Annotated in this window: 24 protein-coding genes; 8 read left to right on the top strand and 16 right to left on the bottom strand. The window is 53.2% G+C overall.

What is annotated here, in order from left to right; translation table 11 throughout:
- Window positions 1-5: 5 nt before the first annotated feature.
- The 6 genes from J3U87_RS23695 to J3U87_RS23670 form a co-directional block, all read right to left on the bottom strand.
- Window positions 6-2,402 carry a hypothetical protein gene (locus tag J3U87_RS23695; RefSeq protein ID WP_237378258.1) on the bottom strand — a complete coding sequence of 799 codons (2,397 nt, stop codon included), beginning with the start codon at window positions 2,400-2,402 and terminating at the stop codon, window positions 6-8.
- A 194-nt stretch (window positions 2,403-2,596) separates the two neighbouring features.
- Window positions 2,597-3,007 (bottom strand): hypothetical protein, encoded by a 411-nt coding sequence (locus tag J3U87_RS23690; RefSeq protein WP_237378257.1) that lies wholly within the window; start codon window positions 3,005-3,007, stop codon window positions 2,597-2,599.
- A gap of 65 nt (window positions 3,008-3,072) precedes the next feature.
- Window positions 3,073-3,618 carry a hypothetical protein gene (locus J3U87_RS23685; RefSeq protein ID WP_237378256.1) on the bottom strand — a complete coding sequence of 182 codons (546 nt, stop codon included), beginning with the start codon at window positions 3,616-3,618 and terminating at the stop codon, window positions 3,073-3,075.
- Window positions 3,619-4,421: 803 nt separating this feature from the next.
- Window positions 4,422-4,622 carry a hypothetical protein gene (locus tag J3U87_RS23680; protein WP_237378255.1) on the bottom strand — a complete coding sequence of 67 codons (201 nt, stop codon included), beginning with the start codon at window positions 4,620-4,622 and terminating at the stop codon, window positions 4,422-4,424.
- A gap of 478 nt (window positions 4,623-5,100) precedes the next feature.
- The gene (locus J3U87_RS23675; protein ID WP_237378254.1) at window positions 5,101-5,580 is read right to left on the bottom strand and encodes a hypothetical protein; all 480 of its coding nucleotides are present in this window, start codon (window positions 5,578-5,580) and stop codon (window positions 5,101-5,103) included.
- 144 nt (window positions 5,581-5,724) lie between these two features.
- Window positions 5,725-6,075, bottom strand: coding sequence for a hypothetical protein (locus tag J3U87_RS23670; protein WP_237378253.1), 351 nt, complete (start codon window positions 6,073-6,075; stop codon window positions 5,725-5,727).
- Between the two features lie 274 nt (window positions 6,076-6,349).
- Here J3U87_RS23670 and J3U87_RS23665 point away from each other — a divergent pair, with 274 nt between their 5' ends.
- Window positions 6,350-6,556 (top strand): hypothetical protein, encoded by a 207-nt coding sequence (locus tag J3U87_RS23665; protein WP_237378252.1) that lies wholly within the window; start codon window positions 6,350-6,352, stop codon window positions 6,554-6,556.
- Window positions 6,557-6,783: 227 nt separating this feature from the next.
- Here the strand turns inward: J3U87_RS23665 and J3U87_RS23660 are convergent, their stop codons facing one another.
- Window positions 6,784-7,071, bottom strand: a complete 288-nt coding sequence (locus J3U87_RS23660; RefSeq protein ID WP_237378251.1) for a hypothetical protein — start codon at window positions 7,069-7,071, stop codon at window positions 6,784-6,786.
- A 104-nt stretch (window positions 7,072-7,175) separates the two neighbouring features.
- Window positions 7,176-7,559, bottom strand: coding sequence for a hypothetical protein (locus J3U87_RS23655; RefSeq protein WP_237378250.1), 384 nt, complete (start codon window positions 7,557-7,559; stop codon window positions 7,176-7,178).
- A gap of 504 nt (window positions 7,560-8,063) precedes the next feature.
- Between J3U87_RS23655 and J3U87_RS23650 the strand changes: the two genes are divergently transcribed.
- Entirely contained in the window at window positions 8,064-8,426 is a 363-nt protein-coding gene (locus J3U87_RS23650) for a helix-turn-helix transcriptional regulator (RefSeq protein ID WP_237378249.1), read from the top strand.
- A 150-nt stretch (window positions 8,427-8,576) separates the two neighbouring features.
- Window positions 8,577-9,323, top strand: a complete 747-nt coding sequence (locus tag J3U87_RS23645) for a hypothetical protein (protein WP_237378248.1) — start codon at window positions 8,577-8,579, stop codon at window positions 9,321-9,323.
- Window positions 9,324-9,665: 342 nt separating this feature from the next.
- Here the strand turns inward: J3U87_RS23645 and J3U87_RS23640 are convergent, their stop codons facing one another.
- Entirely contained in the window at window positions 9,666-9,815 is a 150-nt protein-coding gene (locus J3U87_RS23640; RefSeq protein WP_237378247.1) for a hypothetical protein, read from the bottom strand.
- Window positions 9,808-10,575 carry an IS21-like element helper ATPase IstB gene (gene istB, locus J3U87_RS23635; RefSeq protein WP_237378246.1) on the bottom strand — a complete coding sequence of 256 codons (768 nt, stop codon included), beginning with the start codon at window positions 10,573-10,575 and terminating at the stop codon, window positions 9,808-9,810. Before istB ends, J3U87_RS23640 begins: the two co-directional genes overlap by 8 nt.
- 171 nt (window positions 10,576-10,746) lie before the next feature.
- Here istB and J3U87_RS23630 point away from each other — a divergent pair, with 171 nt between their 5' ends.
- A complete protein-coding gene (locus J3U87_RS23630; protein WP_237378245.1) occupies window positions 10,747-10,989 on the top strand; it encodes a hypothetical protein in 243 nt (80 codons plus the stop codon).
- A 230-nt stretch (window positions 10,990-11,219) separates the two neighbouring features.
- Here the strand turns inward: J3U87_RS23630 and J3U87_RS23625 are convergent, their stop codons facing one another.
- The 4 genes from J3U87_RS23625 to J3U87_RS23615 all read right to left on the bottom strand — a co-directional run bounded on the left by J3U87_RS23625 (window position 11,220) and on the right by J3U87_RS23615 (window position 14,868).
- Window positions 11,220-12,053, bottom strand: a complete 834-nt coding sequence (locus tag J3U87_RS23625) for a DDE-type integrase/transposase/recombinase (RefSeq protein ID WP_237378244.1) — start codon at window positions 12,051-12,053, stop codon at window positions 11,220-11,222.
- Window positions 12,054-12,360: 307 nt separating this feature from the next.
- Window positions 12,361-12,654, bottom strand: coding sequence for a hypothetical protein (locus tag J3U87_RS23620; protein WP_237378243.1), 294 nt, complete (start codon window positions 12,652-12,654; stop codon window positions 12,361-12,363).
- A gap of 7 nt (window positions 12,655-12,661) precedes the next feature.
- A complete protein-coding gene (locus tag J3U87_RS35360) occupies window positions 12,662-13,051 on the bottom strand; it encodes a transposase family protein (RefSeq protein WP_420038320.1) in 390 nt (129 codons plus the stop codon).
- Window positions 13,052-13,311: 260 nt separating this feature from the next.
- A complete protein-coding gene (locus J3U87_RS23615; protein WP_237378242.1) occupies window positions 13,312-14,868 on the bottom strand; it encodes a transposase in 1,557 nt (518 codons plus the stop codon).
- 594 nt (window positions 14,869-15,462) lie between these two features.
- Between J3U87_RS23615 and J3U87_RS23610 the strand changes: the two genes are divergently transcribed.
- Window positions 15,463-16,083 (top strand): hypothetical protein, encoded by a 621-nt coding sequence (locus tag J3U87_RS23610; protein ID WP_237378241.1) that lies wholly within the window; start codon window positions 15,463-15,465, stop codon window positions 16,081-16,083.
- 428 nt (window positions 16,084-16,511) lie between these two features.
- Here J3U87_RS23610 and J3U87_RS23605 read toward each other — a convergent pair whose 3' ends face one another.
- Complete coding sequence (locus J3U87_RS23605; RefSeq protein WP_237378240.1) at window positions 16,512-16,652, bottom strand: hypothetical protein; 141 nt, start codon at window positions 16,650-16,652, stop codon at window positions 16,512-16,514.
- A gap of 299 nt (window positions 16,653-16,951) precedes the next feature.
- Here J3U87_RS23605 and J3U87_RS23600 point away from each other — a divergent pair, with 299 nt between their 5' ends.
- A complete protein-coding gene (locus J3U87_RS23600) occupies window positions 16,952-17,167 on the top strand; it encodes a hypothetical protein (protein ID WP_237378239.1) in 216 nt (71 codons plus the stop codon).
- Between the two features lie 540 nt (window positions 17,168-17,707).
- On the opposite strand, the gene J3U87_RS23595 is transcribed toward J3U87_RS23600, so the two are convergent.
- Window positions 17,708-20,368 (bottom strand): tetratricopeptide repeat protein, encoded by a 2,661-nt coding sequence (locus tag J3U87_RS23595; protein WP_237378238.1) that lies wholly within the window; start codon window positions 20,366-20,368, stop codon window positions 17,708-17,710.
- 242 nt (window positions 20,369-20,610) lie between these two features.
- Here J3U87_RS23595 and J3U87_RS23590 point away from each other — a divergent pair, with 242 nt between their 5' ends.
- Both J3U87_RS23590 and J3U87_RS23585 read left to right on the top strand, forming a co-directional pair.
- On the top strand, window positions 20,611-21,594 hold the full coding sequence (locus J3U87_RS23590) for a tyrosine-type recombinase/integrase (protein ID WP_237378237.1): 984 nt from the start codon (window positions 20,611-20,613) through the stop codon (window positions 21,592-21,594).
- A 598-nt stretch (window positions 21,595-22,192) separates the two neighbouring features.
- Entirely contained in the window at window positions 22,193-24,595 is a 2,403-nt protein-coding gene (locus tag J3U87_RS23585; protein ID WP_237378236.1) for a hypothetical protein, read from the top strand.
- Window positions 24,596-24,632: the final 37 nt, after the last annotated feature.

The following is a 24,632-nucleotide window of genomic DNA, read 5'->3' as shown; positions in this document are numbered from 1 at the left end:
ATGGTTTAGTCGAGGACCAACACGCGGTGATGGTCCTTGGCGAGTTCAGGTGCGCGTTTCCAGTTGGAAGTCGCGATGATCGTCGGCATGCCATGCTCACTGGCCCAGGCCGATACTTGTTTGAATGATTGTTGGTCGCGTTGCCGCTCTCTGCCATCGACGACAAGCGAGATGGCGCGGCTTTGACCTTTGGGGGTTTTATATAGAAGGATTCCGTCGGGAAGGCGGTCAGGCCTTTCGGCGAGTTCAGGGCGTTTCTCGATAAGTCGGGCTCTGTCCCAGAACTCCATTTGGGCCACGCCCCGGCTCCGAAGGCTGCTCGATATTTCGTGGTAGGTCGAGGCAAGCAGCCACTTTTCTTCGAAGCGAGGACCCATTTCGGGCGCTCGTGATAGGTTTTTGAATTCAGCCATGCTCGGATCTGGAAGGTAAAACTGGAGTTGGCGGCCATCGGCCATGGTCGCAGTGCGGGATTCGGTCAACAGCGTTTTTTCGAAGGCCGCATAGGCTGGGCTTTGCCGCTGGGTGGCAGCGTTTTTTGGTAGGATCCCGAATTGTCGCAACATGGTGGCAAGATGGCGTTGCTCTTGAGCGAAAATCTTCCGCTCGGATCTCTCTTGCTCAAACACCAGTTGACGTCCAAGCGACGTAAGCTTGGCATCGTCCGGTGTTTTCCCTGCAACGAGGCCCTTTTGATAAAGATTCTGGAAAGCGGCTTCCAGTTCTTTGATACCGGCAGGGGGGATTTTGCGGGTTTTGATTTGGAAGGATTTGTCGAGATAGAAACTGTCGAAATTGCGAGTCGAAGGTACTCGACCTTCGATGTTTTCGCGAAAATGGGTCCGATTGTGCCGGGTCGCGGTTTCGAGTTTGAAGCGAAAGTAACGATCGAATTCACTCAATTCCTGTGGCATCGGACCCTGCCGACTCTCTCCTTTGGAACCGTGCAACACTTGATAGGCCACCACGGCCGAGGGGTGTAGGGATCGCCCTTTGATTTCTGGTCGCGGATCGATGGCCTCGACTTTTCCGGATTCCCGGTCCCAGTAATAGGTGTGGTTGGCGTGGATGGATGCCGATTTGTCTTTGAGGTGGGGGATGTGGACACCATTTCGGGCCTCGGCCCGAACGAACAAGCCGTCGTTCACGATGTCCAGGCGGTTGTCAGGACTTCGGCGAAGGAAATCCATGTAGGACTCATTCTTGTCACGCCGCAGTGTTAAATACCGGATGGCGTGCTCTGGGGATAGGGTCTCGGCCGATTTGGTGACACGTTGCGCGGTGAGAATCTCCGTCAATTGGCCTGACATTTTTTGAAGGATTTGCTTTTCGACGCGATTCAGATCTGACCATTTGGTCAAGGGTTTCTCGGGTCGTTTTGATGGCTCGAATTTACCCCGCTGGATCAATAGCGCGAGTTCTCGTCCAAGCGGTGTGAGTCGGGTTTCGGGCAAGGAGGCTCGCTTGGGATCGGAGAACCCAACCAATCCTTTTTTTTGTAGGATGCGAAGTGCATCCCGGGTCCAGGTCTGGTCCATGGGATTGAGCATGGCCCTACCCATTTCGCCGGTACGATTCACGGTGTAAAAGCTGAAATGGCGGTCAAGGTCAAATGTTCGCGCGGGTTTCAGCAAGGATTTAGCGGTGTAGGATACGTGATGGTGAATCCGATCTTCGTTTTTGGAAAGCCTCATGGTCATGCGGTCCACATAGTCAGAAAGCGGAATGCGACGCGCTTCCCCGTCGACTTTCCAACTCGCATAAATGGATGCAGGAATTCGGGTCTCCCCGGTGCGTGCCACACGCTGATCGCTCTTTGGGTTTTCGAGGCGGACGCGATCGCCTCCGGCGCCGGCAGACAGGAACACCGTAGTTCCCTTCTGAAGGTAAAACTGGGTTTGGTCACCACGCTGCGGATGCTTGAGGGAGGCACGGATTTGGTCACCGATTTTCTCAACCTGCACCCGGCGTGTCCAAGGTTCCCGCTGGAGAAAATCGTTCAGGGTTTTTTCGCGGCCTGAGTGAAGGTACAGGTAGCGAATCGCGGTGTCGTCGTCGTGAAGGGTGCGACCCTTTCGGCGGAGGTCGCGGCGCAAGTCAACGCGGTTTCCAAGCGCCGCCTCGCGTTGCGCGGCGACGGCGAAGAGCACGTCTTGCTCGTATTCCGTCAGGCCTTCGCGAAGAGTTCGATGGCGCTCAGTGGGGACAAGTTCCTTGGCGGCTTGGAGTGGATTAGGCGCTTTTTGAGAGGTTAATGAATCGCGGGACGCCATGCTCGTATCTCGAAATGAATCCGGCTGGGGGTCCTGCCATCGGTAGGTGAATTCGCCTTGGGATCGGTTGGTTCGGTGGTCGGTTGGTTTCTCTGGCATTTCCGTTCGGACAGTGGCCAGTTCCGGCATGCACACCTCCTGAGTTGGGCGAAACACGTTTCACGGTTGGTAGGAAAAGTAGGAAGACACCTCCTTGCGAACTGCCGCGACCCAAATCAATGAGCCGCGGCTGAGATTGCAGGTTTAGGGTTTAGAGATCACGGTCGAAGAGCACCGAAAACAGCCAGAAGATTTTGACCAGTGCGTCCATCGTTCACCTCCTTTCACTTGGGTTTGCGCGGTGGTTTGAATTCGAGAATGTCAGCTCCTTCATCGAACCAGTCGTGAAGCAGGCCGTCGTTCTTTTGAGGGGCGAGATCCGGGTTGTAACCATCTCCATCAAGGTCGAAGTCCTCGTCATCGAACAGGTCTGAATCCACCTCCTGCGGTTGATGCTCTTCAGCGCGTTCCAAGACGGGAATGAATCGATAAACCCTGGCGTGTTGGAACCTGGCGATGGTGCGCACGACTCCGCCTTGTTCAAATTGGATCAGGCGCTTTTGCAGCAGATGGGCGATACGTTCGTGGGCCAGGGTCCATTGGTCACCGAGAAGAAAAATGACCAGGCGGATGACGGTTGCGGCGTGGTGTTTTTGGAGGTAGTCGAGCACGATGGGATCGAGTTGATCCGTCATGGTTTTCGTACAGGCTTCGCAAAGGGCTTTTTCAGTGCATTTGGGGCAGCGTTGGCGGTAATCCATCAGGCCACCCCCTGGCGAACGAGGGTGACGGTGGCGGAGAGATCGGGCTCGTGGTAGGGATGGTTTTTCGGTGCTTCTTCCAGGCTCGGGTTGATGGGGACAATGCGTCCGTTTTGTCTCAATTGGAGAAAAAGGTTGATCGTCAGATCGCGCGTTTTCCCCTCGGCGTTGACAACCCGATAGCGACCGAAATGGCCTGGGAGTATTTGAAGGAGAACCCCTTTGCGGCTGGTTCGAAAATTGGGGTGGAAGTATTCATTTAGGAGGCCCCAGAAATCACCATTGGGTTTCGATTGGCAACGGACGGTACCCAGGTTTTCCATGCGGCTGAGGATGTGTTCGACACGATGGGCTACCCGTGCATGGGTTCGCGTCAAACGGTCACCGAGAACCTCGAAAACGATTTCGTCGACCGAGATTTCACCCTTGGCGAGCAACTGCTCAATGTGCACCCACAGAAGGTCGTCGATGCGTTGAGAACAAGGCCCGCAGTAAAAGCAGGGGGAACACTCGGAACAGGCATAGTTGAGATAGGTTTTGAACATGGTACACCTCGCGATATGGGGACTGGCCCCGATTTGAGGCGGCGGAGGTGACGGCGTTCGGGCAGGTCAAGGCCGGGAGGGAGCGTGCGAACGGAGGCCTTGACCTGTCGGGTTGCCGGCACCACGATGGACGCCGATCGGGAGCCAGTCCCAGCGAGGTGTGCGGGATATTCGGTCGGTTGAATGCGGGCTGATTGATGTAGGGCGGGACATCATGATGGCACCTACAAGCCCGCACGAGTCATTGGTACATCAGTTGTATTTATTTCGAGTTCAGGCCCACAGGTGGCAACATTTGGATTGGGGTATGACGGTAACTTCGGTCATTCAATCCAAGGGTCATTTGTGGGCATGAGGTGATGGATCGTGATTGGCGCCCGGAAGCGACGCAGCCCGTTAGGGCGAGTACGCTGAGTGGGCGCCAATCATCTGTGGGTACATCTCCCCCTCGTTGTCCTAACTATCTGAAAACATGTCACCAAAAACTTATTGGTGACATATATGTACCGAACAACCTGGGCAATCAGGGGGAGGCAAAATACCAAAAACAAAAACGGCTCCTGCTAGTTGATGGTGCTGAAGTATTGAGTTGAAATTGGGATGATGGTGTGAATCGGGTCGAAAAACCCGGGGTGAGGCTCGAAAAAAGAGCTAGTTTGGATTCGATTCGAGGGTTGATAGTCGATTTGAACGCGTTCAATTGTGTTTCAAACTGATTGCAGAGGGTGACCTTGTTAGCTCGGGGTGTGATCCGCCCTTGCACGAAACAACCTTGGTCGAACTCTCGACCGGGACCATCATCCTCAAGAATAGCGTTCCAAAAGTGCGGTGAGATCTTCCATGAATTTGGCCCGGCGCGATTTGTTGATGGATTTGAACTGGACAACGGCCGCGAGGGCAATTTGGTCCAGACCCCGGGTGGAAGGTTCGTAAATCAGGGTCAAGGTTTCGGAAAGATCGGAGAGTTGATGCGGCGGAGTAAGCAGCTTGGTGGCGTACGTCAAATGTCCTCCTCGATGCGTCATGTTGCGTCGGTGATGTGGCCAAGTTTACGCCGGTGGCGCCTTCAGTTTGAGGGCAACATCAGCGAAAAGAAGACCGCACCTCCCTCCGAATACGCAAAGGACAACCGCTGGTTCCATCAACAAAAATATTCACCGGCAGCCTTGAAACCAAAGGAATCCAGAAGGGTGAATCGGGAAAAATGAGAGCCGGGCCGTTTCCTAAAGTTGGGTGACTCTGGTTTCGGGGAGGCTCAAAAAGGCCCGATCCGGATGCCTGCAGGCAGAGCCTTTGGACTGGGGGTGGGCAACGCTACCGGCACGAAGTGCCTCTTCATGTTCCGATAGGGATTCTCTCTCACCACAAAAAATGGCGAATGGTTCCCTGGGGACCATTCGCCATGTGGCGGTGTTCGATTTTTAGATGATTGGTTGGATTGCTATCGAGGGTTCTTTCTGAACTAGTAGCGCTCTCAAGCGTTTAGAAGAAGATTGCCGTTTCCTGGTCATCATCGATTTCCCACGACCTTACAACGGCTTTTAGCATATTTCCTCCGGCTTGGAAGTAGGCCTGTCCAATCCAGACCGCGATTCCTTTGGTGCAGTGGAGGAAGCGTAGCGTCTCCCTTCTCAATCGAATTGCGGTGTCCATGTAGGTCTCGGATTCAGACGGTTGTAATTCGTCGATGCTTGCCAAGAAACGATAGACTTCTTTCTTTAAACAATGCTTGTCTGGTGCGAGAAGCATTGGCACCCCGTCCCCCATGTTTTCGGTGTCGCGGTAAGCCAGTTGCCTGGTCCATTTCGTGTCGATGTCCCCATAGCCAGGCATCGTTGGGCCAAAATATTCCAAAGGCATCGTCTTCAAGTGCTTGTAGGAAACACCATGTTGAATTTCGAAATGATCACGGATTGAAGGAAACATTTTAAGCGTCTGGACGAACAGCTCCTTACGATTCATTTTTCACCTTCCTATTCGATGTGGGCTTACTTTTTTTCTGCCAGTCGTCGCGGTCAACCCGGGCATATATGGCCTCATTTCTTTGGTGCCATAGTGACCCGTGGCAAAAAGAAAGAGCCCCCCGGGTTGCGAGGGGCTTTCGCGCTAAACCGCTGCCGCCAGCTCGTCGAACACATTCACTTCGTTGTGAGCTTCCAGTTTGAATTGGGCGCCGTTGAAGTAGATTCGTTCGGGTCGATCTTCTTTGCCTTTTGCGCCTTTGATCCTCTTCGATTGGCCGAGCGTTCCGACCACTTTGATGGTGTCGCCTTCCTCGATTTCGGTCTCGATGGCTTCGGCAAGGTTGCCGCGGAATCCTACGAAGCAATCCAGGCTTTGGGCGCCCCCTCTCGCGTCGGTCTTGATCAGGACAGAGATGTAAGGTGCCTTGTTCTTGTCGGTTTTCAGGTCGCCTTTCCAAGCTACGGTTCCGGTGGTTGCGAATTTGACAGTCATGGTGTGCCTCCTTGGATGTGTCAGGGGGTTTTCCCCTGTTGTTGCGACCCAAGAGGCGGGCAGGTTCCGCGCGGTCCATAAAAAACGATGCGGCGGAGCGAAGCGGAACCGTGTCTTTTTTTGTGGACCGGGTGGGTTCTGTTCGTCAGCGTCGCAGGAACAACAGGGCGAAGCGCCCGTCATCCAAGGGGGAGTCATCCATGTTGGCATTCGCGCACCGGACCGAGCTGGAAAGGTACCGAAAGCCGATGAACGAGGGCCGTGGAAGCTCCGAATGCAAGTCGCGCAAAGTGGCTGCCACAACCAGATGCTTGCGAGTGATGTGGTGACCTGGAACATCACGTGGGAATCGGGGGGCACCGGCAGGTCGGGATATTCCGGCATCGAAGACGGCGATGGTGGTAAGGAAGATCCGCGACGGAGTCAACGAGATGTCAAAGGCAAACCCATGTTGCGTGGACCGGCCAGCGGGATGCGATAGTTCGAGATGATCGGCTCCGTGATTGAGGAAAGGTTCTTCGAGGTCGGTTCTCGTCCAGAAAGGCCCTTTCGAAAAAAAGATGGAGGATCGAACCCATGCAAAGACCCAAATGGCATCAACCATCAAGACACCGCGATGCGAGAGATGTCCAACCTTCCCGGTCAATTGGGCTTCATGTCACAACGAGCTGAGCCTGGACTCCCAAAGATCCACTCCCTTCTTGTCATTCAAAACGGGATGTCTTCGTCGAAAAAGTCGGTCTCTGGTGCCGGCTCACAAGGCTTTGATGGGAGAATCGGAAACTCAGAAGAAGGCAGCGGCGGGTCAGGAACAAGTGGGATTTCCATCCAGGCATAGGCACCGGTGACGCGGTCGTTTGGGTATTGGTATTCGAAGAATTCGTTTTTTTCTATTTGCCGTACCTCGGTAATGGAAAAATGGTCATCCGCCCAGACGGCGACCAGAATGACGTGGCCGATTGGCGCTTCAGCGATCGGTTTCCATGGGGTCTTCATGACTTTTCTCCTTCAATCGTTTTTTTTCGATCATGGTTCCTGTGTCTGACCGACCATCGAGAAAAGGCCAGGCGATTTAGAGTCACCTGGCCTCGAAAGATCCATCAAGCTTGAAACCCTTCTTCGAGCCGTTGCGCACGAGAATCCCGTTGGCGAACCCCGGGAACGAACCAATCCTCGGAGATCTCCTCACGAGGTTGACGGTAATTGGACTGGTTGTTTGGAAGCCGTATCCATTGCTGGACGGTGTGATTCCAATAGGTTCTCCCGTTGCGGCGAACGCGATCCAGACTTCCGCGAAACTCGAACCTGGCTCGCTTTTCAAGCTTGACTTCAATGGCTTTGGCCTTCGGCCCCCAAATGGCGAGATGTTCGTAATTCGAATGGCTTAAGGCGTTTGCACGACGCTCACGGACGGTGATGATTAGGCCGTTTTTGACGGATTTCCAACTGACGATCTGCCCAACGATAGTGAATGTACGCTGCATGTTCGACCTCCTGAAGCGGGGTGCCCCCCGGAATTGGCGGCCCAAAAGGCGGGTCGGGCGGAGCCGTCAAGATTCGGGGAGCCTGCGAGCCGCGGTCTTGACGGCTTTAGCTGACTCGCCAACATCGGGCCGGTTCCGGGGTGCGCACCGAGGAAGTGTCGAACGTAGAAGGCGCAACGCATCGGCGTGCGGGAAGGTCTTTCTGGAAAAGGTCATAGATTCGGCACCGAGAGCGATGTATTCACAAGCGATAGCGAGTTCTGTTGAGACTGCAAAAGGACCTCACCAGCCAGAATCCCCGAATGATCAACTTGATGGTCAGCGATGATTCCAAAACGGGATTCGCATCCTTAGGAAAAGAGAGGTTTAAACTGAGTGGCGGTTGTGAAAGAAAGGGCCGTGAGGAAAAATTGGAAATTTTTTCGCCTTTCTCAATTGTATTCACGTATACTAATCACGGCATGGAGGTAAAAAGGACGCTCATTTGACTCACGGAGAAAGAAAATGAGCAACAAAAAGAAACAATATCAAGTCTTGAAGCGCAGCACGATCAAAGGATGTTTGTGGCGATTCGCCGCCCTGCTTTCCCAAGTCCGCAATGATCCTGAAACGGTCAGGAGCATCATCGCCCAAATCGAAGAGGACATCGATCAGGCCGCTGTCCCACCCGAGTGGTTAAGCGAAAGTCAAGTCGCCGCTCAATACCCACTTGGGGTCAAGACCCTCCAGCAACTCCGACACGAAGGCCGCGGGCCGGCGTACCACAAGTTGAGCCGGAGCCGAAACGGCCGAGTCGTCTACAAGCGCCTGGATATCGAAATCTATTTGGCCAAATGCCGAATCGAAACCGAAGACCAAGTTGGTTGATTCCCTAGCTTGCGACACCAGCGGTTCATTGGCATTGAATGTCAACTGGCCGCTGGTGAACTCGGCATTTTCTCTCAAATGAACTCACTGATACTAATTGGATTGGCTGTGGCTTGGAGTTTCCAGGGGATGTGAAGCAGGAGGGTGCTCTTGCTCAGCATCCTGTCGATGTTGTTGCTTTTTTTGAAGTGGTTCCTTCCAGCGGCGACCGTACCAACCACGCTGAGGAGATTGGCCCTTCAGTTGTTCAGGTATCATTCCGTCACCTTCACGTGGGAAGTTGTGGTTTTTGCTGAAGTGGCCGAGCGAATGGCGGATTTTTATTTTTTGCTTTTTGAGTTCTTCGGAATCGGGATCATTGTTCAAGAGCCCCATGGCTTCTCCCGCGGCAACGATCGTGGCTGGAGAATAAATGGTTTCGTCTTCCAAGATCTCCAAAAAGCCACTGTACTTCATGTGTCGACCCATAGCTTCCTCCAATATTTTTACTACGTTGTTCGCATGAGCGAACAACGTATTTCACGATACCCTTATTCGGAGGTGCGAACAACCCTAAAACTGCGCGCCCTTGGGGATTTCCGCATGGCTCGCCCCTGGAAATACGACAAACTTATCCGTGCCCTCGATGCCGATGCGCTTTATCACACGGCAAGAGTGATCGCTTTTTGTAATGAAAAGGGGCTGTTCGACTTCAGCTTTGACGATCCCGAAAAACGACTCTTGGAGCATGAGAAAAGGGATGCCATGAGGAATGCGCGTTCCTCATTGGCTCATTTTGTATCGAAGCATCTTCCCAAAGAGCCAGAGGGTTTTTTTCCTGCAGGCGAGAGATCTCGCGCCCAATACCCGGCCTGGTTTGGGAGAACATGGCAAAAGGCGCTTGAAAAGACGCCATGATTGCAACGCCCATCTTGGGTTTTGATATCGTTAGGCGTAGGTGACTGCAAGATCGAGATTTACAGGTCGTCGGAAGCATGGGATCCGCGCAGCCGTCGAGGGACGATGAGGTAGTCATAGTTTCAAATCGCACAGCCGTTGATGAACGCCTGCGGCGCGAATGTCTAAGCCTGTTGACGCCAACGGCAAAGAACCCACCTTTGCCTCAGAGGACGAGACCCGGTCAATGCGTACTTGTTACGCGTTTGGGTTGACGGGAGGCCGGACCCTGGGCACAAAAAAAGACCCCCATTGGCGGGGGCCTGCGTTTCAAATCGGGTTGTCGTGATGTGATTCGATGAATTAGGTGGGATCTTCGGGGAGGGTTAACAGCTCAACTAAGGATTCCTCGTACATTTCCCAGATCAAGCGGTGGATTTCCTCCAACTGTTCGAGGATGTTCCAGATCATCCAAATCGATTCTGATGATTCTGGTTTGAAACGATCAGTCATGATCTTCTCCCTTCTCAGCTGATCCGATTCGGTGGGAATGCTGAGGGGTCCGCAACGAGGGTCCATCCATTTTGATCGTGATGCAATGGTGACGAAGTCGATCCAACAAGGCATCCACCAAGGGCTTGCACTTGAATAACTGGTACCACTCCTCGTAATCTAGATTGGTAGTGATGATCGTGGCCTTATTGCCGTAACGCATTTCGGTCAACTTGAAGAAGGCGTTGACCTGTTCGGGTTTGAGTGAGAGATAGCCTAATTCGTCGATGATCAACAGGTCAAAGGAAGCCATCGACTTTAAGATCCGCGACGTACTACGATCCACCAGCGAAGCGAACAAATCGTCGAGCATGTCCTGGGCGTTGTAAAAGCGAACCCGATATCCGTCGAGCAAGGCTTTGCGCGCCAAACCGGTCGCCAGGCCGGTCTTGCCCTCCCCCGGCGTGCCGATGAACACGACATTCTGCGCCCGCTTGATGAAGTCCAGGGTCGCCAAGGAATAAATGCGCGCGCGATCGACTCCCGGCTGCTGGTCGAACGGGAAACTCTCCAGGGCCCATTCCCGAGGAAGCTTGGCCTGGCGGATCCGGTAGGCCATGGTCCGCTCGGCGCGATAACGCGACTCCTCGGACAGTAAATGGTACAGCACGTCCTCTTGTGCCAGGCCTTCGACCTGAGCACGGTCGAGTTCGCGATCCAACACTTCTGCCATCCCCCGGAACTTGAGATCATCCAAGATCGTTTTGAGCTTCAACCTCATTGGAAATCCTCCTCGCCCGCGAGTTGAAAGTAGTCGCCGGCCACTTGCTCGAGAATCAACTTCTCGACCCGATGCAGGTCGAAGAGCCCGTAGTGGTGAGACTTGGTGGAGTGCGGTGAAAAATGCGTCCTCAGGGTAGGTCCGAATCGGGTGTAGCAAGCGCTTCATGGCGTGAACGCCGCATCCGGGTACGCGCGTTTTCAACTGGTCCAGGTAGGCGTCGAGGAGTGGATTGCGACCGCGCAACAGGTTCTCTTGAGCCAAGCCCCCGTGGCGCTGTTCCAGGCGCAAGCGCCGTCGGCGATGGGCATCCAAGGTGATTCGCTGATTGGGCTTCTCACAGAGACGATGTTCGGCGACGAGTTCGCCGCGAAAGTAGACCCTAAGATCGGTGAGGGTACGATGTACCTCTAATCGGAATATGTCAATGAAAATGAGACACGGTGGCTAGTAAGCAGGGGTCGCGTGTGCCGCCATTCCTTCACAAGCGGGGCCCCGCCGCGCGGTGAAGACCAGGGCCGACGCGGTAGACTGGGTTAGGGCGAAAAATCGCCCCGCCGGCTGTCCCCATCGTAGCGCGGCACCCCACGTGTCAAGGGTCGGAGAAAAAAGTTGGGGACGTTTTGGCGCCACGAACGGCCGGTTCAACTTTTTTCCCCTTGCCTGGTGGGGTGGGCCTCTGTGGCATCCTGGGCTTTGCGGAGTTCTCGGTTCATCGGGGCATTGTGATGATCCTGTGAGCGCGGTGTCGGGTTAGCGGCCTCGTCGTGGCTGTCGGGGTTGATCGCGACGCGTCGCGGAACGGTTGGCGCTCGAGGTGGCCCTTTCACAAAGCGCTCGGGGTGCTGTCGATAGGCCTCATCAAGCGCTTGCTGCCGAGTGGCTTGGATCTCCCGGTAAGAGCCGTCATGAACCTGAGCGGGCGTAAAAAGGCCCAGGTTGATGTGATGATGTTGACGGTTATACCAGCCAAACCAACGATCGAAATAGTGCCTCGCTTCAGCCAAGCCGGTGAAGCGCTTGGGATAGAGAGGATGATACTTGACCGTCTTGAAATGAGCCTCGCTATAGGGATTGTCGTTACTGACACGAGGACGGCTATGAGCGCCCCGAACCCCGAGGCTATCAAAGAGTGCGTAGGGGCCCTTGCTGGTCATCGGCGCACCGCGATCCGCATGGATGGTGAGTTGATCGGGGTCAACGCCTTGGTGGTCGACGGCATGCTTGACGAGTCGCTTGGCCGCGGTCGTGGATTCGGTCTCTTCAATCGTCCAACCGACCACATAGCGACTGAACTTGTCAAGCAACACATAGAGGCAGAAGATTATCCCTTTGCAGTGGCCGGGTAGCTTGGATATGTCCCAGGTCCAGATTTGGTTGGGGGCCTCGGCGATGAGCTGAGGTTTGATGTAGGCCGGATGGCGTCGTTGCGCGCGGCGTTCTTTGGCGGCCCCGGTCTCTTGAAGAATGCGGTACATGGTTCGAATCGAGCACAGATAGGTGCCGCGCTGGAGTAAAGCTGCATGGACCTGACAGGGAGACAGATCGGCAAACTACTCTGAACAAAGTACTTCGAGAATGATCTGGCGCTCAGTCTCGGAAAGGCGGCGTTGATTGGGCGGGCGTCGTTTTGGGTTAGACGGCTCCTTCTTGCGGCGGTAGTAGGTAGCACGGCTGACACCCAGCGATTGACAGAGTGCTTTGACAGAGCCCGGTTTGGCGTGTTCTTCAACCAGGCTCATGGCGCATGCTCGTCGTCGTTGAGCCTCTCCATCATCGCCAGATTCAGTTCGAGTTTTTTTTGGAGGTCAATGATGAGATTGGCTTGGTAAAGCTTTTCTTGGAGCCGTCGATTTTGGCGCAGGAGGCGTTCGTTTTCACGTTTGAGTTTGGAGGCTTGATTCTTGGGACGAGGCTCCTCACCTGAAGAGGAAAGCTGTTCTCGCCATTTCCGCCAATCTGCCCCTTTTGATCGGCGCTATCGACCTCTTCCAGAATCCTCAGTTTGTATTCGGTGGTGAACGTGCGGCGTTTCGGTTTGGCGTGGATGTTGTCGATGTTCTTGTTTTCCTTGCTCATGAGATCCTCAAATGGTGCCCTCGGTAAATGTTACACCATGTGTCTCACGCATATTGGCACATAGGGGGTCGAGGGGCTGCGAGGTTAACCTTTGAGTTCGCCGACAGTAGGGCGGAGCAGTTTCGGGAAAAGAATCAGAGAAGACCGTTCGTGGGCACCTGGGATTGTCGCAAAAGAAATTTCGAACCTTGAGGACGAGCGCCACTGCCACGGCTTGCCTGGCACCATCCCAAACGAGTCGCTCATAGCGACTGTGAATTCGACGGGAAACTCGTCCGCAGCGTGGGCAGGCGTCGCCGGTGCATGGGCTTCCGCAGTGGATCTCGATACCGCGAACACTATAGGAGAGACAAAGCACTCGAATATCGGTTCCAGTGTGTAAAATGGGGAAGGGCATCATGACGACCACCTTCCAAAAGTACCTGTATGTCATTCAGAAACAAAGTAGATAGACGCGCGCCCGAAAGGGGGCGCGTCTTATGCCGAATTCTTGAGTTAAACTTATGTTTTTCGTGATTTCTTGGCTCGCAGATTTATTTTCCAGCCCCGCCTGGATTTCATGTTGCTTTTGACACGATATTTCGTCCTTCACCTTAAATTTGAGCAGCCGAAGGCCACCACCTCCTCTTTTTCCGTTGGGCTATCGTCTTGGCAGGGTCAACAGGTGTGAACCCGTTGCTGTAACCGGTAGAGGTTGTAGACGATCGCTTTGCCTGTCAGCTCCGCCTTCACCGCTTCCAGCCCTCTCCGCCATACCCGCCCAAAACCAAACAGCGCTTTCAATTGGCCGATCAGCCCCTCCACTGCCGATCGCATCCGCCGCGCTTCGCGGTAGGGTTTGCTCTCCCACGCTTCCTCGCCTGCGATCTTCTTTCCCTTGGCACCGCTGAACGACTTCGTCTGTACGCCTTGCTGCGCCTGCCACTGCTGGTTCGCCTTGGAAGCATAGCCATCGTCTGCACTGCAGGTCGCGGGCGTGGTCCCTATCCGCTCGAAGGCATCTCGGCACGTCTGCTGGAACATGCTGGCATCCGCCTGATTGCCCTCGGGTACCGAGACTGCCACCACAAATTGACGGGCGCTTTTGGCCACCTGGACTCGGTAACCCACTTCGGGCTCGCGTCCCCCTTTCTCGATCCACGCAACGGACGGATCGGCCACGCTGAGAACCCGTTCGGCTGTCCCGACATGTTCTCCTACGATCACCCGACGACAGGTCGTGTGAATCAGTGAATCGAGCTGGGACACATCTTCGGTCATCCGCGCTTGCAATTCCATCCAACGCTGATAGCCCCGGCTGCCAGGTCGATGACCGTGCTCCCAGGTGGCGAGGTGGTCAAGGATCTCGCCCATCTCCTGGGGCACGTATTCGGCCGCATCGATCATGAGCCTGTAGTGGTGTTGGCGTACCTCTTTCGCCCCCTTTCCCGAAGCCAAACCAATTGATTGGCGGGCTGCCTCGATGTCCTCGCACCGGGCGCCAATTCGGGACGCCACCGAAGTGGCGACGCCTTCCAGGATCGGCTGGCAGAGGCCTCGGTGAAGGCGCCGAGCGATTTTGGCGATCAGCTCGGAATCAGCCGGCCAGGCCGTGTTGCCCCGAACGGCGGTGCTATCGAGGGTGACCTCGGCGAAATCATCGAGGTTCCGAGATTGAATCGTCGTGATGATCCGGTCCAAAACCAGATCCAGCGTGGCCTGACTGACGAGGTTGACGTTGTGGGTGATGGTCGATCCCGCCGGACATGAACGTCCCTGCATCGAGAAATAGCGAGCAACGGTGCGAGATTCGGCAAAAAAACTCCGTGCCGAAACGGATTTGACGCCATCGAGAAAGTAACGGCAGACCAAGCAGAAGAGGACGTCTTGAGCAGGCATTGGGCGTCGGCCGATGCCTAGCTTTAGTTCGCTGGGAGCTATGGCTTCGACGGGGTCGGGATCGTCGAGACCGGGAAGATGAGGGGTTCCAGCGCAAGCACGACGGTGGTTGAGGCGCGCTTGTTTCAAGACCAATGCATGGCGGTCGAGATCTGCTTCGAGCCGTTCGAGGATCTCCGGAAAGGAATGGAGAAGATGGAGGAGTTCGTCAATCACGTAGGCAAAATCGGAATCGGGAAAGGCGATCAATTCGAGCTGGCATGGAAAAGGCGTCATAGGGTCCATGAAATATAGCATCCTGCAAACATTGATGTTGATCCGAAGAGAATACCTCATCTCGCGACATTGTTCTCGAAAACAGGCTCACATCCGAACATTTAAAAAAATAACAAAATACGTACATCGGAAGACGCCAGCCTTTCGGGCTGGCGTCTAGATAGAGGCATAAGTCGCGCCAAAGTGCTGAAGGCGAATCATCTACCTTCCATTCACCAAAATTGCGGAAGACCCATTTTACGGTGTCGCCTAACACCGCACGAACCCTGAAGCGATTCAGATGTGCGGGCGATGGACCGAATCGAAAGTAAACCAGAACTTTTGCTATGTTTTCCCAAAAAATTCGACCCCTTTATCAGCTTGTATTGGTCGAAACGGCGACAATCGGTCGTTTTGCATGGCTAGAGGCTATTTCCTCGCACCATTCACTGTACCCCGCAATCTTCGCACGGAGTCCGCACAGTTTCCATCATCCCCTTAATGCCTAATTTTAATGGCCCTACAGGAATTCTGCATGGTTGAAAGACATAAAAAATATTTTTTTTGCATGGTTTTGATGCCAAAAAGATTGACTTTGCATCTTTATAAGCATACATTAGATGCAAAGAGAGGGTAGGAACACCTCTTACAAAATTACTAATTACGGAGGCTCACATGCAACGCAACATCTCTAAGCTCCTGGCACTCTTGGCTCTTTCTGGTATCGCACTCGCCGCAGCGGAAGTCAGCCACATCACTCACTTTTCTGTCGTTTCTGACAGCGTAGAAAACCCTGTTTCAATTCACAACGCGGTCATTGCAGCACAAGCGGAGGTCATTCCCACGACCTTCGGTGTCTACACCCCGGGCACCCACCACGAGAGTCACTCAGTTGAAGTGGTGGCTCTCAAAATGGGCGATGTCGCCCACATTGCGCCAGTCCTCCCAGGAGCCTACTCCGTTGAACAAGTGGCTCCTCCCAGTGTTGATGGAGTGCACACCAGAGGTGTTCACCTCAGGGACCACGTAGTGGAACACGTGACCCTTTCACCACACGGCGTTGATCATGTCGCATCCTCCCTTTCGGGAAGAGCACTCCACGAAGGAGTCTCTTTCCTCTGGGTCCACGACCCTCACGTTCTTCCCTTACCTAGGGACCATCTAGACGGCCTGGTGGTCCTCAATCCGCAAGGCGTGGTACATGTCGAAACTGTTGTTCACGGGAGTTCTCGTGCGGATTCCGTGATACACACTCCCATTCAGCAAGAAGGAGGTTTATATCCCCAGGCAACCTGAGCGGCATTAGCGGGCATCCAGGCAGGTACAGCACTAGGATTCAGCGAATGATGGTCTCGGGCTCTACATTTAAGTAAAACGCCCCTTTCCCCTGCTGAAGGAGAGGGGTTTTTTTTGCGCACATTCGACCCTCGGTTTTACGACTTCTAGAGAATGCCAGCCTCCGACTGGTTAGTGTGATGGCAGCACCAGGGACCTCCTAGAGCCGCTCTACGAAAAACATTTCATCGCCGCAGTAGGCTTTCCTATGCTCGGCATCATGGATAAAACCAGTGCATCGTCCTTTGACGAGCAAATCATTTCCCGAACTTCCCCAGACCTTTCCTCTTTCAGCAAAGGGGTAGGAACTCCAGGCTCAGCACTTACCTCACATTCCTCCAGAAAGGGAAGTTGAGTCAGGCCTGACCTCGACGAAAAGAGTATCGATGTCAACGGAAACCATTGAGATGCCTTATGACCTCTGGGGATACTGGGTCTCGTCGCACAACATCCTTATCTTCAACCTCATCTGGTTGATCCTTCGCGTCAGGATCCTCCACCACCACAACTGTTTCTTCTTTATCACTCAAGAGTCCTCCTTTCCACGGACCTCTAGACCCCATAAAACGGCTTGTCAGCAGTCAACACAAACATACTCATCCACCAGGAATCGCAAGGATTTATTTGTGATCCGCATAACAAATACAAAAAAAACATGCGAAAAAAATGTAATACAAGCGTGAAAAAAACTATAATACAATAGCCTTCGTGTGCATTTTTGCGATGCCCCCCTGATTTAAAATAGCAAGGATCAGACAGTACCCACGCACGTATCCTCGGAATCAGGTCCCAAAGATGTACCGAAAATTTCATTCTGAGGGGAAGCGACATGTCTAAATCAACCACTAGTATCACCTTTGCAGGAAAAGACCTTGAGCGCCTTGCTATCGTCAAGAAACACGCAGAATGCCCAACAACAGCCATGGCGGTAAAAAGGGCTCTTGCTTTCTACGCCTATTTACTCGAAGAACAGTTTGATAACAAAAGAATCCTTCTTACCTCAGACACTTCCGGGAAGAATGTCGAACGTCTCCGATTAATCTGAGATTTCCTGGCAACCTGAGCCATGACACCAACCGGCTCAAGAGGGTCATCACAACAAAAACCGAATCCTTCCATAAAAAAGTCACCCGAAGCAACTAATTAAAGTTAATCCACTCAGTTAAGGTTGGCAAGAGTCGAAACAAGAAGTTTTTCGGAATTGCCACAAACACACCAGAAATAATTGAAAAAGAATATCGAAGAAAAGAAGCAACATGCGCCCTTCTTTGCTCTTGGCCGATCAGCCAAAAAGAATGAGTAAATAAAAAACCCTCATGGGAACGGGTTTTCGTTCCCTGTGGGAACACAGGAACCTTTTTGAACCTCACATCGACAGATGAAAATCAGGTAAACTGCTGGTTTAATTAAGCGGTATGGTGTAGAGCTACGCCATCACCAATACTGAAGCCATGCTCCATAAAGGGGAGACAACGCTCGATCAGGCATTGGTTTGTCTGTCGCAAACAAAACCGAACATGCTCTCAGGAAGGGTTCGAATGAGACCGGTTACGGAAGCAACTTACGGCCGTTTCCAAGCGGTCTGCTAACCGTTTCTCAGATAACGTTCTAAATTCACGTCCATTGTTTCGCGAACCAAAACCTCTCCAATGCGGAACACAATATCTTCTGGTGAAATGATTGGTGTTTGCTCAGAGCTCAGCTCCGAGGATTCCCTTTCTTGCGGAGCTCCTTCACTTAAGGCCTTAAATTCAGGTCGCTCCCGAAGCGATTCCCACTCGGAATCATTCTCGAAATCTTTGGCGCAAGCACCGTGACGCACTGCTTGCTGCAACAAGGAAATGGCTTCGTCGAAGTCCCTCGTATGGACAGCTAAGCGGCCGAGGAGAATAAACGCATTGACATCACCAAGACTTGCAGCTCGCAAGAGCCAGTAACGAGCGCCCCCCAAGTCTTGCTTACCAGCCATCCCCTCGCTTAGCATCCTCCCCAGAAGGAACATCGCTTCGGGGATATTGGCCTGAGCGGCTTGACGGGACCAGTGGCGAGCAGTTACCAGATCTCGTCCTCCGCCTTCACCCTTGAGCAGCATGTCCGCGAGATGAAACATCGCTTCAGGGATACTGGCCAGCGCGGCTTGACGAAACCAGTAGCGAGCTTTCTTCAAATCTTGCCCCCCCCCGATACCTTCCCTCAACATTCCCCCTAGATTGGTCATTGCCTCGGGGATTTTGGCCTCAGCAGCCTGTTGAAACAAATGTCGAGCCTGCACCAAGTCTTCTTCCCCCCCAGTTCCTTCGAGCAACATCGTCCCAAGAAGAAGCTTGGCATCGGGAAAATCCGCATTCGCGGCTTCCAAATACCAAAAACGGGCTGTATCCAAATCGGCGCTCCATCCTTCTCCTGGAAAATGGTTAACTATTCCCAATTGCAAAGCCAAAGCTCCTATTTTTCGAGCCTTTTGTTGATACTGAATTATAAAAGGCTCACCCCCTGGAACATCGGGATATCGATAATACAGGCGGAGCAACCCTTTGGCCTCCAGCCACCAGTCTTGCTCATCCTCTCCAGAGGGTGGTAAGCAATCACACCAAATGATTGCGAGCCAGTTCTTCGCCGTGGCTTCCGAGACCTGGAAGAGCGTTTCACCTAGCCCTTTGATCCGGACCTCGGTCGCTAAACCCAACCAATCGCGGACATCAAATTCCGGCTCGACCAGGGGACTGCCATTCATGCGGTCCGGTTCCCCAACCACAAGATAACGTTCTCCCATTCGATCAGGCTCAAGAGGGTAGATAAACACCTCCCCGTCCTTGTGCTTAACACTTAAAAGGATTCTCCCCAGTTGTTCCAGCCGATTCGCATCGGTCTCACTCCCACTATGGATGAGAGACCACCGTTTCAGGTGCGCGAGAGTGCAGCCTCGGCACAGTGTCACAAAGGCCACCGCTTTTTTAATCCAGGCAATATCATGGGGATTTGGAATCAGATCACACCAACGCTCGACCTCTCGCTTCAAACAACGATCCAAGATTTCCTCATCGTTCAAACTGAAGGCCTGATTCCGATCTACACCTTTCGCCCAAATTCCTGCAGCACCAAGGATGAAGAGCGGTTCTTTAGAGTTCGTTAAAAAGTTTTGAAGCGCCGCACGGTCCTCGGCCTGATCACACGGAGGGCCTTCTAGGTTCTCCACCGCAGCATCGAATAACCGCTCAGGCTCCTGTACATTCTGTAACCTTTGGGGTTTGCGAAATTGATGACCGGCCTGACCCTTCCGTATCGCATCGGTTTTGTGGCCCGTTTTGGTAAGCAACTCGATCCACCACGGCCGATGTACGCCACGATCCAAAAATAGGACGCGGACTTCCGCACCATCTTTCGCGTGACCGATTAAATGATCAATCCAACGTTCTAGATCTTCAAAGGATGAAGCATAATCCACCACGATGGCTGTAGGATGGGTTGGAATCCACTGTAGATGGCCTGACCATGCACTGTGGCTGTCTAAAAAAACAGGAAGCCACCCCGCTTTTTCACATTCTCGTAGCCACTCTAAGCCCAGTCGAGACTTGCCTGTCCCGCCCGAACCGTAAAATGACCACCACAAAAAGGGTTGGGGATCATCGCGAAAGGAAACCAGATCTTCCATTTCAGCATCACGACCAATCAATTCCGTCAAGGGATTCCGATAGAGTAACCAATTGAGATCCCCTTCGGAGACCGGGGCCGGAATTTTGTAAGGTGGACTGAATTGGAGGCGCTCCAAAATCGAAGTGCCTACCCTCTCCATCAGGGCCAGGCAATCGTTTCCTTGCATCCAACAAGCTCCCTCTGGAAACTTATTCAGGAGGTTGGATTCGAACGCCTTCATTAGGGTTATTGCAAATTCGGATCTTTGTGCCAAGCTCTCCTGAGCCGCATCAGGTCCGAGTGGGCGCTGACAGAAAGCAACGATTTCTCTCTGGAACGCAGCATCATAAGGTTGACCTTGGCTGAATTGAAACCAAAATCGGTACACCAGATCAGAAGTGAGGGTATCGACCACCCAATCTTCATCTTGGAAGGTCGCGGCCACCTCTTCCACAGCCTCAGTTGTGACGTGAAGAAATTTTTCCTTTGTATCGCGATGACCGATCACCAACGCCAAATAGCGAGCAGCCTTGGTGGTCGGATTCAATCGTATAAAGGAGAAGGCCTTTACGAGAAGTTTGACGATCAAACCTAGAATCCCAGCTTCGGGCATCCCTCTCTCCTTGCCGCCAGACACAGAGTCTACCTTATGATAATAGACTCTCAGAGATCTTTTTCGATTAAGTTCGAGAAGGAATAATTGACGGACGCTTCAATATTTCCCCATCGGCAAGGACTTCCTTAAGCTGTAGTCTCATTGCTTTTTAACGACAACCCTTTGCCTAAATCGGAAGTAGAGGATAGGTTAAAGGGGGACATAAAGGACGTTATGTCCGCTTTTACTCCGGAGTCACCATGACCGAGCTGCTTCCCCCACTGCGATCGCCCGTACCGTACCTCTCGACCGTCGCCGTGCCTGCGATTATCGAGCGCGTAGGGACTCACGCCAAAGAGCGCTTTTTAGAATATTTCGCCGCCACCATTCGAAACCCGAATACCCGAGCCGCCTACTCCCGCGCGGTCGAACGGTTTTTGCAATGGGTTCAGATTCACGAGACCGACCTGATTGCGATCCGTCCCCTGATGGTCGCCGCCTACATCGAACAGTTGACGCGGGAACTCCAGCCGGCCTCAGTCAAACAACATCTTGCCGCCATCAAAGGCCTGTTCGACTACCTCGTCACGGGGCAGGTGATGTCGTTCAACCCGGCGGCTTCGGTGCGCGGCCCCAAGCACCAGGTCCGCGGGGGGAAAACACCGATCTTGGAGGTCGATGAATTACGGCTGTTGTTTGCCTGCATCGACACCACCACCTGCGCCGGTCTTCGTGACCGAGCATTGCTTGGAGTCTTGCTGTATAGCTTTGGGCGGATCTCTGCCGTCGTGGGCATGAAGGTCAAACACTATCGCGTCAACGGTCGACAACCGGTGTTCCGTTTTTCTGAAAAAGGCGGCAAACAAAAAGAGGTACCGGTCCATCATCTCGCCCAGGAATACATGGATGCCTATCTCGAGGCCTCGGGGATCGCCGACGAGGCCGACAGTTGGCTGTTCCGAGCTATCGAAGGATCCCGCCACCACGCACGCTTCACCGAGCGGCCCTTGAATCGGCGCCGGGCTTGGGACATGATCAAGCGCCGCGTGCGCCAAACCGGTCTCGATCCGGAGATCTGTAACCACAGCCTCCGTGGTTCGGGCATTACTGTGTTTTTGGAGAATGGCGGCAGCCTGGATATTGCCGCCGATATTGCCGGGCACGCCTCCACGAAGACCACGCGACTGTATGACCGCACCGACCGCCACATCAAGCGCGGGGATATTGAGCGCGTGCACATCTAGAGCACCTGAATCAGCCCTGTCCATCGCATTTTTTCTCCGCGAAGAGACACTTTTACGGTGAGGCATGTTTTCGACGTAGATCACAATAGATAGTGAAATTGTATATACTTCGGGTCTCACTTTAGATAACTATATAACTGATGTAAGTCCAATTCTATCAGTCACTAGAATAAAAAATCTAGTCCACATGTTTTATGGATGCTAGGATAACTCACCCCGAAATCCCGGTCATCCATCTATGCCTTCATGCTTCTCTTCATCTAGAACAACCTTGATGTGGTGATGCTGTTGGCATCCCGTCTCTTTTTGTGTTCTAGCAGACGACGAAGTTCCACCTACGTCGATGTTTTCATGCAGCTACTTCAAACAAAGTCACATGTTTCAGGCCTTTAAAGTATCGAGGTCATCTTCACGCAATGGACTTGAAAGGCAGTCATGCCTGACTGGTGCTTTCCTGTAAAGCGTGTAGCGATACGCCATAACAAGGTAAAGCTTCTTGCGTTCTCGATCTCTCTCGATTCCGTTTTCAGGCTTCCTACCCTGCCCCGTTACTGAACGCAGCTAGGGCTCATCAAGTTCTACAAAAAGGAGGAACTCAGTGGAGTTGCAAGAACTCATTCAGGAGAGTCAGGAAATTCTGGATCAAATCGATGAACTTAACCGACCCATTTCAGATGTGATCAGCAGTCATAATTACCAAAAAGAAATCTCCAACTCGATGGATGGGAATGCAGATTTAGAGATGGGTTCGTTTCAGTACAGCGGCGCGTACAAAGTCTCCCTCCATCTGACCAAAACCGATGAAGCACCAATCGAGGTGTTCGAAGCAGAAGCCGACGAACATTCCTTCGCTTATGCCTCGCTGCTGCTTGAAGGCAAAGCCGGAGCTGGTCTGGCCGCTTCGATTCCCCTCGGATCGGTGGACACACAAATCGGCGCGAAGGCCAACGCCCAGGTACAGATCGCCTTCCATCGTCGGTTCCCCCAGAGCGAAAACGGCATTGAGGCCTTGAGAACCTTTTTGCAGGAACTCAAGCATCCCTTCGGCGCCCCGCTCGTCCGCCAGTTAGCCCCCTCAGAAGTGCTACAGGTCAATTTCAGCGGCGGCGTTTCCCTCTCCGCGGTCGCCTCCTGGCAGTATGGCATCACCAAAGAATTTGATCTTTCAGAGGACCTAGACCTCACTGAAGCGGTGGGATTTGAAGCTGCGATCGCCGCCCAAGTGGCACTCCGTGCCGGGCTCGAAGGCCAATTCAAATTCTTGGTGGAACCAAGTTCAACACCGCCGGAAACGCCCCAACACTCGATGGTACGTGTCCAGTTGTTCAAAAAAAAATCGGGCTTTCTCGGTGCTGGCTTTGGGTTAAACGTTGGTTTCACGGTGTCGAATGTCGACCACCTCATCGACAAGACCCTCGCGAAAGCGCTCAAATATCCCGATGAGTTCTTGGACAAAATCCGTGCCGCCAGTCAGGATCTCGACGCGCTTCAGAACGACTTGAACAATCTCTCGGGTGAGGTCAAAGACACATTGTCTGAATGGTTTGATAAAGCCTTCGATGAATTGGGCCTTGATGACATTCAAAACGCTTTAGACCGCCTCGATGAGCTGCCCGCTGAGGTGCAACAGGTTCTGGCGCCCTTCTCCAATCGGGTCGAGGCAGTGGTCGACACCCTCGAGGAAGAACGTCAAGAACTCACCGAAACCGTCGATGATTTCTTCACCGACACCCTCGAAACCATCGCCAAACCCATCGATCGCGTGCAACAGAAAATTCAAAAGTGGCTCGACGGCTACGAAGAGATGAAGGCCCGCATCAAAAAACAGATTGTCGAACGAGCAGAGCAAGGGATCTCCGCCGAACTCAGGGCGAGTATCAATCGCACAAGCACCTCCGAAGCCCTGCTCGATATCGATTTCGAACTACCCGCGGCTGCGGATGTCTACCAGCGGGTGGTTCGCGGCGATGTCGCGGCTGCGATTGATGCACATCGAACCGGACAAAGTGTGTGGATTCGGGGCGGGAGCTTGACCAAAACGACCCGCATCGATCGTCATCAAAGCCTCAAGCTCAATTTCTTCGGGTTCAAACTCAACCGAGATCTAAAGCGGTTCGACCAAATCGAGTACCGAACCGATGGGGTCGACGGAACGATGTCCATCTTTGGCCAGGCCGGTGCAGCGCTTCAGGCATCGACCAAGCGACGCCAAACCTCGCTGGCCTTTGTGATGGATCTCGCCGTACCCGTTGCAGCCCCAGAAGGCCTTTCGGCGTTGACCCCAGACACAATCACGGCAGATTTACAGTACGAGGTCATCCTCACAAAGGATCGAGCCATCGAGAAAATCATGCCCATTCAGATCCAGGCAGCCAGTGACTATCTGGGCCTTATGGATCAAGCGCAGGCTGATGAGCTGCTGGAACTTCTCGAGAAAAAGAATGGAGATTATCATTATCGACTAAGCATTGGTTTTCCCAAAAACACGATGGAGAGTCTGTTCTTATTGGGTCCCATGGCCGCTCTTTCGGATAAGGACGTGACACGCATTTGCTGGGCCAAGATCCGAGAGAGCCTTCGGGCCTCGGATCTGGAGATCTCCGGTGGCGGCACAAAGGTTTACCCCTTTTCTGCCTTAATCCTGCAGCCTAATATCGACCACATCATGCGTTTCCCTCACAATTTTAGACAAGCGATTGTAGGTCCAAGGTTGAGCATCCCCACAAGCCAGAGATTGAGTTTTTGGTCCCATATGAACACACTCAAAGAGTTCATTGACAGCTACATCGGCGCCAGGAAAGCCCTAGCGCGTTCCGTCCCTCCGAAAAGGTTAAACCGGAAGCTGAGCTACTTCGCCGCAAAGTTGCGGAAACCCGTTGGCTCCGCAGGCACCAAACCGATAGGCGCAAAATACCTCATGCTGGTTGCTCTGGTGGGGCCAACCCACCTAAAGATCCATGCCGAATTTAAGCGCGGCGACAGCCCGACTTTCGATTTCTGATGAACCGCTTGTTTTGCTCATGATTTCGGGCGCCCCC

The organism is Sulfidibacter corallicola, from assembly GCF_017498545.1.
Taxonomy (GTDB): domain Bacteria; phylum Acidobacteriota; class Holophagae; order Acanthopleuribacterales; family Acanthopleuribacteraceae; genus Sulfidibacter; species Sulfidibacter corallicola.
This window is presented reverse-complemented; position numbering and strand designations above follow the sequence as displayed.

What these genes read in the sequence shown, in the direction of transcription:
- J3U87_RS23675 (WP_237378254.1), bottom strand. Translation starts at nt 5,580, where the DNA reads ATGAATCGTAAGGAGCTGTTCGTCCAGACGCTTAAAATGTTTCCTTCA.
- J3U87_RS23600 (WP_237378239.1), top strand. Translation starts at nt 16,952, where the DNA reads ATGTCTAAATCAACCACTAGTATCACCTTTGCAGGAAAAGACCTTGAG.
- J3U87_RS23595 (WP_237378238.1), bottom strand. Translation starts at nt 20,368, where the DNA reads ATGCCCGAAGCTGGGATTCTAGGTTTGATCGTCAAACTTCTCGTAAAG.
- J3U87_RS35360 (WP_420038320.1), bottom strand. Translation starts at nt 13,051, where the DNA reads ATGCCCTTCCCCATTTTACACACTGGAACCGATATTCGAGTGCTTTGT.
- istB (WP_237378246.1), bottom strand. Translation starts at nt 10,575, where the DNA reads ATGAGGTTGAAGCTCAAAACGATCTTGGATGATCTCAAGTTCCGGGGG.
- J3U87_RS23690 (WP_237378257.1), bottom strand. Translation starts at nt 3,007, where the DNA reads ATGACGGATCAACTCGATCCCATCGTGCTCGACTACCTCCAAAAACAC.
- J3U87_RS23620 (WP_237378243.1), bottom strand. Translation starts at nt 12,654, where the DNA reads ATGAGCAAGGAAAACAAGAACATCGACAACATCCACGCCAAACCGAAA.
- J3U87_RS23610 (WP_237378241.1), top strand. Translation starts at nt 15,463, where the DNA reads ATGCAACGCAACATCTCTAAGCTCCTGGCACTCTTGGCTCTTTCTGGT.
- J3U87_RS23655 (WP_237378250.1), bottom strand. Translation starts at nt 7,559, where the DNA reads ATGCAGCGTACATTCACTATCGTTGGGCAGATCGTCAGTTGGAAATCC.
- J3U87_RS23660 (WP_237378251.1), bottom strand. Translation starts at nt 7,071, where the DNA reads ATGAAGACCCCATGGAAACCGATCGCTGAAGCGCCAATCGGCCACGTC.
- J3U87_RS23615 (WP_237378242.1), bottom strand. Translation starts at nt 14,868, where the DNA reads ATGAGGTATTCTCTTCGGATCAACATCAATGTTTGCAGGATGCTATAT.
- J3U87_RS23670 (WP_237378253.1), bottom strand. Translation starts at nt 6,075, where the DNA reads ATGACTGTCAAATTCGCAACCACCGGAACCGTAGCTTGGAAAGGCGAC.
- J3U87_RS23590 (WP_237378237.1), top strand. Translation starts at nt 20,611, where the DNA reads ATGACCGAGCTGCTTCCCCCACTGCGATCGCCCGTACCGTACCTCTCG.
- J3U87_RS23625 (WP_237378244.1), bottom strand. Translation starts at nt 12,053, where the DNA reads ATGTACCGCATTCTTCAAGAGACCGGGGCCGCCAAAGAACGCCGCGCG.
- J3U87_RS23685 (WP_237378256.1), bottom strand. Translation starts at nt 3,618, where the DNA reads ATGTTCAAAACCTATCTCAACTATGCCTGTTCCGAGTGTTCCCCCTGC.
- J3U87_RS23665 (WP_237378252.1), top strand. Translation starts at nt 6,350, where the DNA reads ATGCAAGTCGCGCAAAGTGGCTGCCACAACCAGATGCTTGCGAGTGAT.
- J3U87_RS23650 (WP_237378249.1), top strand. Translation starts at nt 8,064, where the DNA reads ATGAGCAACAAAAAGAAACAATATCAAGTCTTGAAGCGCAGCACGATC.
- J3U87_RS23695 (WP_237378258.1), bottom strand. Translation starts at nt 2,402, where the DNA reads ATGCCGGAACTGGCCACTGTCCGAACGGAAATGCCAGAGAAACCAACC.
- J3U87_RS23640 (WP_237378247.1), bottom strand. Translation starts at nt 9,815, where the DNA reads ATGACTGATCGTTTCAAACCAGAATCATCAGAATCGATTTGGATGATC.